Origin of the sequence: Brevundimonas sp. (assembly GCF_041648055.1) — a bacterium.
In the GTDB taxonomy this organism is placed as follows: Bacteria; Pseudomonadota; Alphaproteobacteria; order Caulobacterales; family Caulobacteraceae; genus Brevundimonas.
Genome location: NZ_JBAZPS010000005.1, coordinates 129,557 through 142,863, shown reverse-complemented (window position 1 = coordinate 142,863; position 13,307 = coordinate 129,557). Strand labels below are relative to the sequence as shown.

Genomic DNA, 13,307 nt, shown 5'->3' with positions numbered 1-13,307 from the left:
CGGCGGGAATGAGCGGCGGCGTTTACACCGGGGGGCGTTCCGGGGCAAGAGGCGCGCACAATGACCGAAACCTTTGCCGCTCCGACCGATACCGCCGACCTTCGGGCGCGTCCCGGGGCGGGGGCGCAACTCAGCGAACAGATCACCGAGGCGGCAGGGCGACGGGCCCGCTCTCGCAACGTCCGCCCCCTGCTGAGGCTGCTGCCCTATGCCATGCGGCACAAGGGGCATCTGGTTGTCGCCAGCCTGTGGCTGCTGGTTTCCACGGCGGCGTCGCTGGGGCTGACGGCGACGGCGCGCGGGGCCATCGACAACGGCTTCCGGGACGGCGGCACCCAGCTCAATTTCTGGTTTCTGGTCCTCGGGGCAAATGCGTTTTTGCTCGGTCTGGCTACGGCGGCCCGTTATTTCTACGTCACCAAGACGGGCGAGCGGGTCATTGCGGACCTGCGCAAGGGCTTGTTCGAACGGATACTGACGCTTGACCCATCCTTCTATGCGAAGATGCGGACCGGCGAGGTGCTGTCGCGCCTGACCACCGACATCGCCCTGATCGAAACCCTGATGACGACATCGGTCTCCTACGCGCTGCGCAACGCGTTGACGCTGGTCGGCGGGACCGTGCTGCTGTTCATCGTCAGCCCCAAGCTGACCGGCTTCGTGCTGCTGATCGTGCCGCTGTTGATCGTGCCGCTGTTCGTGTTCGGCCGACGGGTTCGCAAGCTGACGGTCCAGTCCCAGGACCGGTTTGCCAATGCCGTGGGCTTTGCCGGCGAAAGCGTCGATGCCATCGAGACCGTCCAGGCCTTTGGCCGTGAAGCCTCGTCGATCTCCCGCTTCGGCCAGGCTGTGGAGGACGCATTCGGCGTCTCCCTTGTCCGCATGCGGGCACGCGCCTTGATGACAGCCCTGATCATCATCGTGATGTTTGGCGGCGTGACCCTGGTCCTCTGGCTGGGGGCCCAGGACGTGATCGCAGGCCGGATGAGCACAGGCGCGCTGCTGCAGTTCGTTCTGCTGTCGGTCTTCACTGCGGCGGCGGTCGGCGCACTGGGGGAGAGCTGGGGTGATGTCCAGAAGGCCGCCGGAGCCATGGAGCGGATCGACGAACTCATGCGTGCTCAAGCCGCTATCGAGGCACCGGCCGTTCCGAAAGTGCTGCCGAGCCCGGCCATCGGCGAGGTGTCGATGACCGATGTCGGCTTCAGCTACCCCGGACGCCCCGATTTGCCCGCCCTGCGCGGTTTCACGCTGAATGTCCGGGCCGGCGAAACGGTCGCGTTGGTGGGACCGTCGGGGGCGGGCAAGAGCACCGTGTTCCGGCTCCTGCTCCGCTTCTATGATCCCCAGTCCGGCGTGGTCAGCGTCGATGGTGTCGATGTCCGTGATGCCGATCCCGTCGCCGTGCGCAGTCGCTTCGCCTGGGTGTCGCAGGAGGCACCTTTGTTCTCCGGCTCTGCCAATGAAAACATCCGCTTCGGGCGTGAAACTGCGACATCGGATGATGTCGTTTCTGCCGCCCGTGAAGCTCAGGCACTGACATTTGTGGAGGCTCTGCCAGAAGGCTTCGACACGCCGCTGGGCGAGCGAGGCAAGAGCCTGTCGGGCGGCCAGCGCCAGCGCATGGCCATCGCGCGTGCCCTCGTCCGTGACGCCCCGATACTGCTGCTGGATGAGGCGACATCGGCCCTGGATGCCGAGAGCGAGCAACTGGTCCAGATAGCTCTGGATCAAGCCATGGAAGCCCGCACCACCATCGTCATTGCCCACCGTCTGGCTACGGTTCTTCGGGCCGACCGGATCGCTGTCATGGAAAACGGCCGCGTGGTGGAAGAGGGCAGCCATGCGGACCTGATCGCGCAGGGCGGGCTTTACGCCAGACTGGCAAAACTGCAGTTCCGCGATACCTGAGGTTCAGGCCGAAAGCGCCGGGTCTAGATATTTCAGGTTGGCCTCGCGGATCGCTGCCGCCGCTTCGTCATACAGAAAAGGCAGGAAGGCGAATCGCTCGCCTCGTGTCACCGGGGTCGCCTCGTGCAGCATAGAGCATGAGAAGACGCAGGCTCCGCCAGGCGGTGGTCGATAAGTTCGGTCTCCAAACTCAGGAAAGCGCAGATCGCCGCCGTCGTACTCGGCGTTCAGGTTGATCGAGACCGCGAAGCGACGGTGCGCAGTACCCTTCGTGGTATTGTCGCGATGCGGGCGGAAAAAGCCGCCGGTCTCGGCATCGTAGCGCGCCACCAGATAGCGTTCGATGCGGGTGGGCTGAAAGTTGAAGGCCTTGGTAATCTGCGGGACCAGACGCTGTCTCAGCCGGGCCATGATCTGTTTCTGCACTTGAGCGTCATCCACCATCACATCCGTGCGGCGCTTGTGATTTTCATCCATCATCAGGGTGGTCACGCCATCGATCTCCCGCATGAACCCTGACGCCTCGCCACCCTTTTCGCGGTAGAGGCCGATCAGCGCCTCGCAAAAGGCGGGTTCAAAGATGCGCGGCGTCAGCAGGACGGGAGCTGCGCCGGCCGCGCCGGAGTGTCGGCCAGGCGGCGGCAACTGAGTCAACCGCTCTATCATCCGACTGGCCTGATCTGCGGGCCCGGCGGCCAGCACATGAAGAGCGGGATCGATCAAAAACCAGCGATCTGTATCGGCGGCACCGTAACGCGCCGCGATTGCGCCGTCGGTATCGAACAGGAAGCGCAGGCCCGGCAAGCCATCCTGGCGGGTCTGCCGCTGCGCGTCGTCGCCGACGATCAGCACGAAGGCGCTGGCGTGGAGGTCGTCGAACGTCTTTCGCCGCTGCTCCAGTGTACGCACAGCCGCCTCGACACCCGGCCCGGCATGGACGATGGCCAGAAGCAGGTACCGCCCCGCCGCCGTGTCGAAGACATAGCGCGGATTGGTGACCCCCGGCGTGGCAAAGCCAGGCGCTGGCTCTCCTAAACCCGGCCCTGTGATCCGACTCACCCCGCAGGCTCCAGTTCCGCAGCGATCCGCTCTGCCAACGCCTTGAGAACTGCGGGCTCGGCCATTGGTGCATGGCCATGACCTTTCATCGAGCGGTCGGACCAGCGCGGGATGATGTGGAAATGCAGGTGGAAGACCGTCTGGCCGCCCGCCTCCCCATTCAACTGCATGATCTGAAAGCCCTCGGGCTTCAGCGCCTTCTCCAACGCCCGCGCCGTGCGCTGGGTGGCTGCCACAACGCGATTAAGCACCTCCGGCTCGATCTCCAGCAGATTACGGGCCGTTGAGGTCTTGGCTATCACCAGCACATGTCCCTCAGACTGAGGGAACACGTCCATGAAGACCAGGACGTGATCGTCCTCCCACACCTTCACCGCCGGTATCTCTCCGCGCAGAATCCTGGCGAAGATGTTGTCGGCGTCGTAGGGCGCGTGAAGGGTCATCGAAATCTCCTGAGCCCATCGTTGCGAAAGAGGGGAGCCGGATCAAGCCGTTCGCGTTATGGTCAAGGTTCTGACCGGAGACTTTCCCATGCTGCGTTTCATCATCCAGTTCGCCGTCACGGCCCTCGCCCTGTGGCTTGCGGCACAGATCGTGCCGGGCGTGGCGGTCGCATCGACGACGACGCTGCTGATCGCGGCCCTGCTGCTGGGCATCGCCAACGCCGTGGCGCGGCCGATCCTGACCATCCTGACGTTTCCTCTGACCGTCATCACCTTCGGCCTTTTCCTGTTGGTGGTGAACGCGGCCATGATCGGTCTGGTCGCCATGTTCCTGGAGGGGTTCGTCGTCGATGGGCTATGGGCTGGCATTGGTGCCGCCATCGTCACGGGCGTCGTCAGCTGGATCGCGGGCTGGTTCATCGGCGGTGACGACCGCCGCCGCAGCAACTGACATTCAGCTCTTTCGGAACGGCGACAGTTCCTGCGCCATCACAGCGATCTCGGCCTCCACGGCCGGGCGCTCGCCGTCCAGATAGCGGGCGACTGGCTCCCGCAGGGCCGGATCGGCGATCCAGTGGGCTGAATAAACGGGGGAGGGCAGGTAGCCGCGCGCGATCTTGTGCTCGCCTTGCGCCCCCGCCTCGACCCGCGACAGGCCCCGCGCGATGGCGAACTCTATGGCCTGATAATAGCAGAGCTCGAAATGCAGGAAGGGGACCTCGTCCAGCGCCCCCCATTGCCGCCCGTACAGGGCCTCGTCACCGATGAAGTTCAGGGCTCCGGCGATCGGCGCGCCGTCACGGAACGCCATGACCAGGGCGATGCGGTCGGCCATGGTCGCGCCGATCCGGTCGAAGAAGTCGCGCGTCAGATAGGGGCGTCCCCACTTCCGTTCGCCCGTGTCCATGTAGAAGGCGAAGAAGGCGTCCCAGTGCGCGGGCTCGATATCGCGCCCGGTCAGCACACGGATATCCAGCCCCGCCTGGGCATCGCGCCGCTCGCGCCGAATGGTCTTGCGCCGGCTAGACGACAGGGCCGCCAGAAAGTCGTCGAATGTGCCATAGCCGTCGTTGCGCCAGACGTATTGCATGTCTTCGCGCAGCAGTAGGCCGGCCTCGCCCATGGTCCGCCAGTCGCCCTGGGTCGGGAAGTTCACATGCAATGATGACACGCCCAGTCGCTCGACCAGGGCCGTCGCGCCCTGCAGCAGGGCGAGGCGCACCGTGGTCTCGTCTGCGAACGGATGGGCCAGGAAGCGCGGCCCGGTCACGGGCGTGAAGGGCACGGCCCCCAGAAGCTTGGGGTAATACTGGCCGCCCGCCCGTTCATAGGCGTCGGCCCAGCTGTGGTCGAAGACGTATTCGCCCTGGCTGTGGCCCTTGAGCCAGAGAGGCATGACGCCGGTCACACGCCGCTGGTCGTCGCGCACACACAGGTGTCGCCCGGCCCAGCCCTGACGCGGCACCGCACTGCCCGAGGCCTCGCAGGCGTCGAGAAAATCGAAGGACAGGAAGGGGTCGCCGCTGGGCCCGGCACAGCCGTCCCATTCGGCCTTGCCGATGTCCGCGACCCGATCGTGAACCGTGATGTGGAAGGTCACTGCACCTCGATGATGGCATCGACCTCGACGGCGAAGCCGAGGGGCAGGCGATAGACGCCGACGGCGGCACGGGCGTGACGGCCCTTGTCGCCGAAGACCTCGACCATCAGGTCCGAACAGCCGTTGATCACGGCCGGAATGGCGGTGAAGTCACCGGCGGCCTGGACGAAGCCGCTCAGTTTCACGACCCGCACGACCCGCTCCAGATCGCCGTCAAGGGCGTCGCTGAGTTGCGCCAGCAGGTTGATGCCGCACAGGCGGGCAGCGGCCAAGGCCTGATCCGGGCTGACGTCGTCGCCGACCGTGCCCTTGATGCCGCCCGAGGCGTCGTTCGACAGCTGGCCCGAGATGTGGACCAGATTGCCCGTGCGGACCCAGCCGACATAGTTGGCCACGGCCTTGGCGGGCTCGGGCAGGGTGATGTTCAGTTCGGCCAAGCGGGCGGCGACGGTCATGGGGCGGGGCTCCTTGAGGACTATGCGGGCGGTTTAGCGTGCGGGCGTCTTGCCGGGAAGGGCGCGGCCCGCGATCACGGCGCCCTGGCCGAATTTGGCGCGCAGGACGTCGATGGCGGTCTCTGTCTTCAGCGCGCGCGTCTCGGAGGTTTCGAACAGCACGGGCGTATCGACGGCATCCACGACCTCCGCCATGCCGATGCCGATCAGGCGATAGGGGCGACCGAGTTCAGGTGCCATCAGCTCACGCGCCGCGGCGAACAGCGCCCGCGCGGTCTGAACGGGTTCGGGCAGGCTGATGCGCCGCGTCACGATCTTGAAATCCGTCCGCCGCAGCTTCAGCACGATCACCCGGCTGGCCACGCCGTCGCGCCGCGCTTTGGACGCCAGTTTTTCGCACAGCGGCCACAGCTCGGCCTCCAGATCGGCGGCGCTGGTCAGGTCCTCGTTGAAGGTCGTTTCCGTACTCATCCCCTTGCGGTCGCGTTCAGGATTGACCGTACGCGCATCGCGGCCATGGGACAGTTCGTGAAGACGAAAACCCGTCTCACCATAGCGTTTGATCAGATCGCGCGGATCGGCGGCGGCCAGATCCCCGACAGTGGCATAGCCGTCGCTCTGCAGGGTCTTCAGGAACACCGGCCCCACGCCCGGCAGGACTTTCACCGACTTGGGGGCCAGCAGGGCCTGGGCGTCCGACCCGATCACCGAAAGCCCGCGCGGCTTGTCCAACTCGGACGCGATCTTCGCCAGGAAACGGTTTGGGGCCAGGCCGATGGAGACGGTCAGGCCGGTCTCTCGCTCGATCTCGTTCTGTGCCCGCACCAGCTGCCATACAGGCGGTCCACCGTTCAGCCGCTCCGTCCCCGACAGATCGACCCAGGCCTCGTCCAGCGACAGCGTTTGAATCAGGGGTGTCAGACGGGCCAGTGTTCCCAGAATGCGCTCGCTCTCGTGCACATATTTGCGAAAGTCAGGTTTGATGACCACCGCCTCGGGACAGGCCTTCAAGGCCTTGAACATCGGCATGGCACTACCGACGCCATACTGGCGTGCAACATAGCAGGCGGTGGAGACGACGCCTCGCTTGCCGCCTCCGACGATGACCGGTTTGTCGCGCAGTTCGGGCCGATCTCGCTTTTCCACCGAGGCATAGAAGGCATCGCAGTCCAGATGCGCGATGGTCAGCTGGTCCAGTTCCTCATGCGCAATCAGCCGACGTGACAGGCAGGCCTCGCACCGCGTGACAATCTCGGCAGAACTCCACAGGCAGTCGCGGCAGAGGGACTTCATGCGCGACGTGCCTCCTTTCGCAAAACAGGGTTGGCGTGGCTTCACCCCAACTTAAGACCCGGCAAGGCATAGTGCATCCGTAGACGCGTGAAAAAAGCCCGGGCCGCAAAGTTTGCGAACCCGGGGCGAAAGACCGGGTGCCGATGTCCAAGACCGTCCTCATTGTCGAGGATAACGAGCTGAACATGAAGCTCTTTCATGATCTCCTCGACTCGCAGGGCTATCAGACGCTGCAGACCCGCGAAGGCCTGCAGGCGCTTGCGCTTGCGCGTGAACATCGCCCCGACCTGATCCTGATGGACATCCAGCTGCCCGAGATCAGTGGCCTTGAAGTCACCAAATGGCTCAAGGACGACGAGGAACTGAGCCACATCCCCGTCATCGCCGTCACCGCCTTCGCCATGAAGGGCGACGAGGAGCGAATCCGTCAGGGCGGCTGCGAGGCCTATATCTCGAAGCCGATCTCGGTGATGCATTTCCTTGACGTCGTCCGAAAACATCTGGGCTAAGGGCGATGACTGCACGAATCCTCGTCGTCGATGATCTGGAGACCAACGTCAGGCTTCTCGAGGCCAAGCTGACGCTGGAATACTATGAGGTGCTGACCGCCATGGATGGCGCGACAGCCCTTCAGATTGCGGGCGAGGAGCGCCCTGACATCATCCTGCTGGACGTGATGATGCCTGGCATGGACGGGTTCGAGACCTGCCGACGTCTGAAGGCCGATCCCGTCACCCGGCACATCCCGGTCGTTCTGGTCACTGCGCTGGATGGGCGCGAAGACAAGATCAAGGGTCTGGAGGCCGGGGCCGACGACTTTGTTACCAAGCCGATCGACGACGTCATCCTGTTTGCCCGGGTGAAATCCCTTGTCCGCCTCAAGTCTGTAATGGACGAACTGCGCGAGCGTGAGGAGAGCGGGCGGCGGATGGGTGTCGACACCGGCGGGGCCGGGCGTCTCAGAGGTTCAGGCGGGCGCATCCTGATTGTCGACGACAGCACCGTTCAGGCCGAGCGGATGGTCGAACAGTTGTCGCAGGAACATCGCCCGGTAGTTGAGCCTGACACGGCCGCTGCCCTGATCGCGGCACGCGGTCCCATCGATCTGATGATCGTCAATGTCTCGTCTGCAGAGTTCGACGGCCTGCGTTTCGTGGCGCAGGTGCGCTCGACCGAGGCGTCGCGGCGGGTGCCAGTCCTGGCCGTCGTCGATCCCGCCGACCGGCCGCGCCTGCTTAAGGCGCTGGAGCTTGGTGTTAATGACATTCTGCCCAAGCCTGTGGACCCTGAGGAACTGTCGGCCCGCACCCGCACCCAGGTGCGGCGCAAACGCTATACGGACTTCCTGAAGGAAAAGCTGGACTATAGCCTGGAGATGGCTGTCACCGACGCCCTGACCGGCCTGCACAACCGCCGTTACATGGCAGGCCAGCTGGACACCATGATGATCCGGTCGGCGCAAGGAGGTGAAGGCTTCGCTGTTTTGATGATGGACATCGACCACTTCAAGGTCGTCAACGACAGCTTTGGTCACGACGCGGGCGACGAGGTGCTCCAGGAGTTTGCTGTCAGGCTGGCGACCAACGTTCGCGCCATCGATCTGCCGTGTCGGATGGGTGGCGAGGAGTTCGTCGTCATCATGCCCGGTGCGTCGCTGGAAGCCGCGACCCGCGTCGCTGATCGCATCCGACGCGACGTGGCGGCTCAACCCTTTCCGATAATGGGGGGAGCCGAGTCCCTGACCGTCACTGTCTCAATCGGCGTCTCTGCCAGCGGCGGTATCGGCGACACCCCGGACGCTCTTCTGAAACGTGCCGACGAAGGCGTCTACGAAGCCAAGGCTAAGGGTCGCGATCAGGTCATCGCGCGGGCTGCCTAGCGGCTCATCCAGGGCTTGGATTTGCCCGAGGCGATGCGCGCAGCTTGCTCACGCTGAAACTTGCCACCCTTGGGCGGTGTCGGACGTGCGTCGATCGTCGCCTTCTTCAGACGCAGCGCCTTCTGGATCGGGGTTTCCCCCGCAGGCTCATTGGCAGCCACGGTCGGGTCATTATCAGCGTCGCTCATGACGGCACCCTAGCACGCTGCGGCAATGTCCAGCCCAAAGAAAAACGCCCGGCCTTTCGACCGGGCGCCTCAAAAGATCGGTGCGATCAAGTCCTTACTTGATCTTGCCTTCCTTGAAATCGACGTGCTTGCGAACGACCGGGTCGTACTTCTTGACGACCATTTTCTCGGTCATGGTGCGGGCATTCTTCTTGGTGACATAGAAGAAGCCGGTGTCGGCGGTCGAGTTCAGGCGGATCTTGATCGAAGCTGGCTTAGCCATCGGAATTACCTCTGCGACGGCGAAAGCCGCTAAAATATGAGGCGCGGAACATACTCAGGGACGCCCGGAAGTCAACGCGGTTTGCGCAGCATCTTGAACTTGACTCGATTAGGCGGATTGAGACCTTCCGATTAGGCTGCCCCACATGAAACAGATCATCCTTGCCACTGCCGCCCTGATGGCCCTGTCTGCCTGCGCCACGACGCCGATGCCCGCGCCTCAGCAGAGCGCCTTCATGGCCAATCTCAATGCCCTGTGTGGCCAGCGATTCGTCGGCAGAGTGGTCACGACCGATGCGGCTGATGCCAACTTCGCCAGCCAGCGCCTGTTGATGCACGTGCGCGACTGTTCCGACGAGGAAGTCCGCATTCCTTTCTGGGTCGGCGAAGACCGCTCGCGCACCTGGGTCGTCAGCCGCAACGATGAGGGTGGCCTGACGCTGAAGCATGATCACCGCGACCCGGAAGGCAACCCGGACGGCCTGCACTGGTATGGCGGCGACACGACCAGTACCGGGACAGAAAATCGTCAGGAATTTCCTGTCGATGATTTCTCGGTCGAACTGTTCAACGCGGGCAATGCAGCCGTATCGACCAACAATGTCTGGGCGGTCGAGGTCCATCCTGGGCGAATCTATGCCTATGAGTTGCGCCGGGCCAACCGTCACTTCCGCGTGGAATTCGACCTGACCCGTCCCGTCAGCGAGTGACGGGACGGTCTGAGCGAGTTCCTAGCCGCCGCTGACGATACCGCAGGCGACGCGCGCACCCGATCCGCCGATGGGCTGGCTGACATAGTCGTCGGCCTGAGCGTGGATCATGATGCTGGAGCCGTCGGCGTCGAGCAGGTGCTGGCCCGGTCCGCCTTCGACCAGAGCTGCCGTCGTGGTGAAGACTTCGGCCATGCCGCGTCCGTCAGTCCCGACATACAGATTGGGCAGATCGCCCGCGTCATCGCCGTCCTGGTTCAGCAGGCCATGCGGCTTGGCCTCGGCGCTGTGCTGGACGTGGCCCCCGGCGGACTGGAAGCCCGGGCCCTCGCACTGACCCACTGCATGGAGGTGCAGCCCGTGCCAGCCGGGCGTCAGGCCGCTGGCCTCGACCCGGATCAGCACGCCGGTAGGGCCTTGGCGGAAGGTGGCGCTGCCCGCCGAAGCACCTTGGGCATTCATCAGCGGAGCCTGAGCCGTCGCGCCCACGGTCGCCCGCGTCGTGCCGTGGTTCATCCCGTGACCGGCATGCTGGGCCATGTCTTGCGATTGGGCACAGGCGATCATGGGAAGGCTCATCAGTCCGGCGGCGATCAGGGGCAGGCGCATGGCGAAAAATCCTTGTGCATTGGAACGAATGCCCGGTCGCGGCGACTTTGCCTTGCGCGGGCCAGACTGCTAGAAAACGCGGTAGCGGATCACGTTCCGATTCCGGCCATTTAAAGCCCGATTTCCTTGACCGACGACACCTATACCAATGCCGCACCCCCATCGGGCGGCAGTTACATTTCGACCATCACGATCGAGGACGAGCTCAGGCGCTCCTACCTCGATTATGCCATGAGCGTGATCGTGTCCCGGGCCCTTCCGGATGCGCGCGACGGGCTGAAGCCCGTGCACCGCCGCATCCTGTATTCGATGCACGATCTGAAGATGTCTCCGGACCGCGCCTATTCGAAATGCGCGCGTGTGGTCGGTGACGTGCTGGGTCGGTTCCACCCGCACGGCGACGCCTCAGTCTATATGGCCCTGGTTCGCATGGCCCAGCCCTTCTCCATGGGTCTGATGCTGGTCGACGGTCAGGGCAATTTCGGCTCGGTCGACGGCGATATGCCGGCCTCCATGCGTTACACCGAGGCCCGGATGGCCCCGGCGGCGGCGGCCCTGCTGACCGACATCGACAAGGACACCGTCGATTTCCAGCCCAACTACGACGAAAAGGAGTTGGAGCCCGTCGTCCTGCCGGCGCGGATTCCCAACCTGCTCGTCAACGGCGCGGGCGGCATCGCCGTCGGCATGGCGACCAATATCCCTCCGCATAATCTGGGCGAGATCATCGACGCCTGTGTCGCCTTGCTGGACAATCCGAACCTCGGCGAAGAGGCCTTGCTGGACATCGTGCCCGGCCCCGACTTCCCCACCGGCGGCGAGATCATGGGCCGCACGGCCCCCCGCAACGCCCTGCGCGAGGGCCGCGGCTCCGTCATCGTGCGGGGCAAGGCCTCCATCGAGACCATCCGCAAGGACCGCGAGGCCATCGTGGTCACCGAACTGCCGTTCCAGGTCAACAAACAGACCCTGATCGAACGCATCGTCGAAATGGTCCGCGAAAAGCGGATCGAGGGCATCAGCGACGTCCGCGACGAATCCGACCGCGACGGCATGCGTATGGTCATCGAGCTTAAGCGTGACGCCTCGGGCGATGTGGTCCTGAACCAGCTTTGGCGCTTCACCTCCATGCAGTCGTCGTTCGGCGTCAACATGTTGGCCCTGAACCACGGACGGCCCGAGCAGATGGGCCTGCGCAAGATGCTGGACGTCTTCCTGGATTTCCGGGAAGAGGTGGTCATCCGCCGGGTCAAGTTTGAGCTGGCCAAGGCCCGCGACCGCGGCCACGTCCTGGTCGGCCTGGCCGTCGCCGTCGCCAATATCGACGAGGTCATCCACATCATCCGCTCCTCCGCCGATCCGGCCGAGGCCCGCGAGCGTTTGCAGGCCAAATCCTGGCCGGTCGGCGACATGATCGCCCTGATCGAACTGATCGCCGACCCGCGCTCGATGCTGATCGACGGCGACAAGCTGAACCTGACCGACGAACAGGCCCGCGCCATCCTGGGCCTGACCCTCAGCCGCCTGACCGGCCTGGGCCGCGATGACATCTTCGGCGAGGCGAGGGGACTGGCCGACACCATCCAGGGTCACCTGACCATCCTGTCGGACCGCGCCAATGTGCTGGCCATTATCCGCGAGGACCTGCTGCTGGTGAAGTCCGAGTTCGCCGTGCCGCGTCGGACGATGATCGGCGACGGCGACTTCGAGCTGGAAGACGAGGACCTGATCCCGCGCGAGGACATGGTCGTCACCGTCACCCACGGCGGCTACGTCAAGCGCGTCGCCCTGAACGCCTATCGGACCCAGCATCGCGGGGGCAAGGGCAAGTCCGGCATGACGATGAAGGACGAGGACGCCATCACCGGCGTCTTCTCCGCCTCGACCCACACGCCGGTGCTGTTCTTCGCCACCAACGGCAAGGCCTACAAGCTCAAGACTTGGCGCCTGCCGCTGGGCAATCCGACCTCGCGCGGCAAGGCCTTCGTCAACCTGCTGCCCATCGAGCCGGGCGACAGCATTATGAATGTCCTGCCTCTGCCCGAAGACGAGCATGACTGGGATAACTACGACATCATGTTCGCCACTCGCTCCGGCGACGTGCGCCGCAACAAGCTGTCGGATTTCGCCACCGTCAACCGGGCCGGCAAGATCGCCATGAAGCTGGAAGACGGCGACCGCATGGTTGGCGTGGCCCTGTGCACCGCCGACGACGACGTCATGCTGACCACCGCCCTGGGCCGTGCCATCCGCTTCAAGGCGGACGATGTGCGGGTCTTCAAGGGCCGCGATTCGACCGGTGTGCGCGGCGTTCGCCTGCAGGAGGGCGACGAGGTCATCTCCATGGCTGTTCTCGGCCGCGTCGATGCCACGCCTGAAGAGCGCACGGCCTATGTCAAACACGCGAACGCCATGCGCCGCGCCACCGACGGCGAGGATGACACGGCGGTCGTCGAAGTCGACGACGAGGCGGAAGGTGCGGGCGAGGCAGCCCTGTCGGTCGAGCGTATCGCCGAACTGGGGGCCGCCGAACAGTTCATTCTGACTGTGACCGAAACCGGCTTCGGCAAGCGCTCTTCGGCCTATGAATACCGCCGCACGGGTCGTGGCGGGCAGGGGCTGACCGCCCACGGCCTGGGCGGACGCGCAGGCACACGCCTGGCCGCCGCCTTCCCGGTTCAGGAAGGCGATGACCTGCTGCTGGTCACCTCCGGTGGTCAGATGATCCGCACACCCATGGCCCAGGTCCGCATCGTCGGCCGCTCCAGCCAGGGTGTCACCATCTTCAAGACCGCACAGGGCGAAAAGGTCGTCTCGGTCGAGCGCCTCCCGGATAGTGGCGGGGATGATGAAGGTGCGGTCGAGAACAGCGGCGACGCCGAGGCCTAGATCCTTCCCC

At 64.6% G+C, this 13,307-nt stretch carries 14 protein-coding genes; 6 read left to right on the top strand and 8 right to left on the bottom strand.

The annotated features are described in order from the left end of the window. Positions 1-60 precede the first annotated feature (60 nt). Complete coding sequence (locus WC585_RS11775; protein WP_373258165.1) at positions 61-1,911, top strand: ABC transporter transmembrane domain-containing protein; 1,851 nt, start codon at positions 61-63, stop codon at positions 1,909-1,911. A gap of 3 nt (positions 1,912-1,914) precedes the next feature. Here the strand turns inward: WC585_RS11775 and WC585_RS11770 are convergent, their stop codons facing one another. Both WC585_RS11770 and WC585_RS11765 read right to left on the bottom strand, forming a co-directional pair. Continuing rightward, complete coding sequence (locus WC585_RS11770; protein WP_373258164.1) at positions 1,915-2,970, bottom strand: 2OG-Fe(II) oxygenase; 1,056 nt, start codon at positions 2,968-2,970, stop codon at positions 1,915-1,917. Beyond that, on the bottom strand, positions 2,967-3,413 hold the full coding sequence (locus WC585_RS11765; RefSeq protein ID WP_373258163.1) for an HIT family protein: 447 nt from the start codon (positions 3,411-3,413) through the stop codon (positions 2,967-2,969). The genes WC585_RS11770 and WC585_RS11765 overlap by 4 nt, the downstream gene beginning before the upstream one ends. 88 nt (positions 3,414-3,501) lie before the next feature. On the opposite strand from WC585_RS11765, the gene WC585_RS11760 reads away from it, so the two are divergent. Beyond that, positions 3,502-3,864, top strand: coding sequence for a phage holin family protein (locus WC585_RS11760; protein ID WP_373258162.1), 363 nt, complete (start codon positions 3,502-3,504; stop codon positions 3,862-3,864). Positions 3,865-3,867: 3 nt separating this feature from the next. Here WC585_RS11760 and WC585_RS11755 read toward each other — a convergent pair whose 3' ends face one another. The 3 genes from WC585_RS11755 to WC585_RS11745 are packed head-to-tail and all read right to left on the bottom strand — an operon-like array spanning position 3,868 to position 6,761. Beyond that, complete coding sequence (locus WC585_RS11755) at positions 3,868-5,013, bottom strand: GNAT family N-acetyltransferase (protein WP_373258161.1); 1,146 nt, start codon at positions 5,011-5,013, stop codon at positions 3,868-3,870. Continuing rightward, entirely contained in the window at positions 5,010-5,468 is a 459-nt protein-coding gene (locus tag WC585_RS11750) for a RidA family protein (RefSeq protein ID WP_373258160.1), read from the bottom strand. The genes WC585_RS11755 and WC585_RS11750 overlap by 4 nt, the downstream gene beginning before the upstream one ends. A gap of 33 nt (positions 5,469-5,501) precedes the next feature. Then, positions 5,502-6,761, bottom strand: a complete 1,260-nt coding sequence (locus WC585_RS11745) for a DNA polymerase IV (protein ID WP_373258159.1) — start codon at positions 6,759-6,761, stop codon at positions 5,502-5,504. Positions 6,762-6,904: 143 nt separating this feature from the next. On the opposite strand from WC585_RS11745, the gene WC585_RS11740 reads away from it, so the two are divergent. Together WC585_RS11740 and WC585_RS11735 are read left to right on the top strand one after the other, a co-directional pair. Beyond that, positions 6,905-7,270 carry a response regulator gene (locus tag WC585_RS11740; protein ID WP_292172379.1) on the top strand — a complete coding sequence of 122 codons (366 nt, stop codon included), beginning with the start codon at positions 6,905-6,907 and terminating at the stop codon, positions 7,268-7,270. A gap of 5 nt (positions 7,271-7,275) precedes the next feature. After that, positions 7,276-8,640, top strand: a complete 1,365-nt coding sequence (locus tag WC585_RS11735; RefSeq protein ID WP_373258158.1) for a PleD family two-component system response regulator — start codon at positions 7,276-7,278, stop codon at positions 8,638-8,640. Here the strand turns inward: WC585_RS11735 and WC585_RS11730 are convergent. Together WC585_RS11730 and rpmG are read right to left on the bottom strand one after the other, a co-directional pair. Beyond that, positions 8,637-8,828: a hypothetical protein gene (locus WC585_RS11730; protein ID WP_373258157.1), complete on the bottom strand. Its 192-nt coding sequence runs from the start codon at positions 8,826-8,828 to the stop codon at positions 8,637-8,639. The genes WC585_RS11735 and WC585_RS11730 overlap by 4 nt on opposite strands. Positions 8,829-8,922: 94 nt before the next feature. Then, positions 8,923-9,090: a 50S ribosomal protein L33 gene (rpmG, locus tag WC585_RS11725; RefSeq protein WP_008262536.1), complete on the bottom strand. Its 168-nt coding sequence runs from the start codon at positions 9,088-9,090 to the stop codon at positions 8,923-8,925. A gap of 145 nt (positions 9,091-9,235) precedes the next feature. Between rpmG and WC585_RS11720 the strand changes: the two genes are divergently transcribed. Further along, entirely contained in the window at positions 9,236-9,799 is a 564-nt protein-coding gene (locus tag WC585_RS11720) for a hypothetical protein (RefSeq protein WP_373258156.1), read from the top strand. Positions 9,800-9,820: 21 nt separating this feature from the next. On the opposite strand, the gene WC585_RS11715 is transcribed toward WC585_RS11720, so the two are convergent. Next, positions 9,821-10,408, bottom strand: a complete 588-nt coding sequence (locus tag WC585_RS11715) for a superoxide dismutase family protein (RefSeq protein WP_373258155.1) — start codon at positions 10,406-10,408, stop codon at positions 9,821-9,823. 126 nt (positions 10,409-10,534) lie between these two features. Here WC585_RS11715 and gyrA point away from each other — a divergent pair, with 126 nt between their 5' ends. Further along, entirely contained in the window at positions 10,535-13,297 is a 2,763-nt protein-coding gene (gene gyrA / locus WC585_RS11710) for a DNA gyrase subunit A (protein WP_373258154.1), read from the top strand. Positions 13,298-13,307 lie beyond the last annotated feature (10 nt).

Bases quoted from the DNA above. Each gene is read 5' to 3' on its own strand.
- WC585_RS11775 (WP_373258165.1), top strand. From the start codon at position 61: ATGACCGAAACCTTTGCCGCTCCGACCGATACCGCCGACCTTCGGGCG.
- WC585_RS11765 (WP_373258163.1), bottom strand. From the start codon at position 3,413: ATGACCCTTCACGCGCCCTACGACGCCGACAACATCTTCGCCAGGATT.
- WC585_RS11760 (WP_373258162.1), top strand. From the start codon at position 3,502: ATGCTGCGTTTCATCATCCAGTTCGCCGTCACGGCCCTCGCCCTGTGG.
- WC585_RS11750 (WP_373258160.1), bottom strand. From the start codon at position 5,468: ATGACCGTCGCCGCCCGCTTGGCCGAACTGAACATCACCCTGCCCGAG.
- WC585_RS11745 (WP_373258159.1), bottom strand. From the start codon at position 6,761: ATGAAGTCCCTCTGCCGCGACTGCCTGTGGAGTTCTGCCGAGATTGTC.
- WC585_RS11740 (WP_292172379.1), top strand. From the start codon at position 6,905: ATGTCCAAGACCGTCCTCATTGTCGAGGATAACGAGCTGAACATGAAG.
- WC585_RS11735 (WP_373258158.1), top strand. From the start codon at position 7,276: ATGACTGCACGAATCCTCGTCGTCGATGATCTGGAGACCAACGTCAGG.
- WC585_RS11730 (WP_373258157.1), bottom strand. From the start codon at position 8,828: ATGAGCGACGCTGATAATGACCCGACCGTGGCTGCCAATGAGCCTGCG.
- rpmG (WP_008262536.1), bottom strand. From the start codon at position 9,090: ATGGCTAAGCCAGCTTCGATCAAGATCCGCCTGAACTCGACCGCCGAC.
- WC585_RS11720 (WP_373258156.1), top strand. From the start codon at position 9,236: ATGAAACAGATCATCCTTGCCACTGCCGCCCTGATGGCCCTGTCTGCC.
- WC585_RS11715 (WP_373258155.1), bottom strand. From the start codon at position 10,408: ATGCGCCTGCCCCTGATCGCCGCCGGACTGATGAGCCTTCCCATGATC.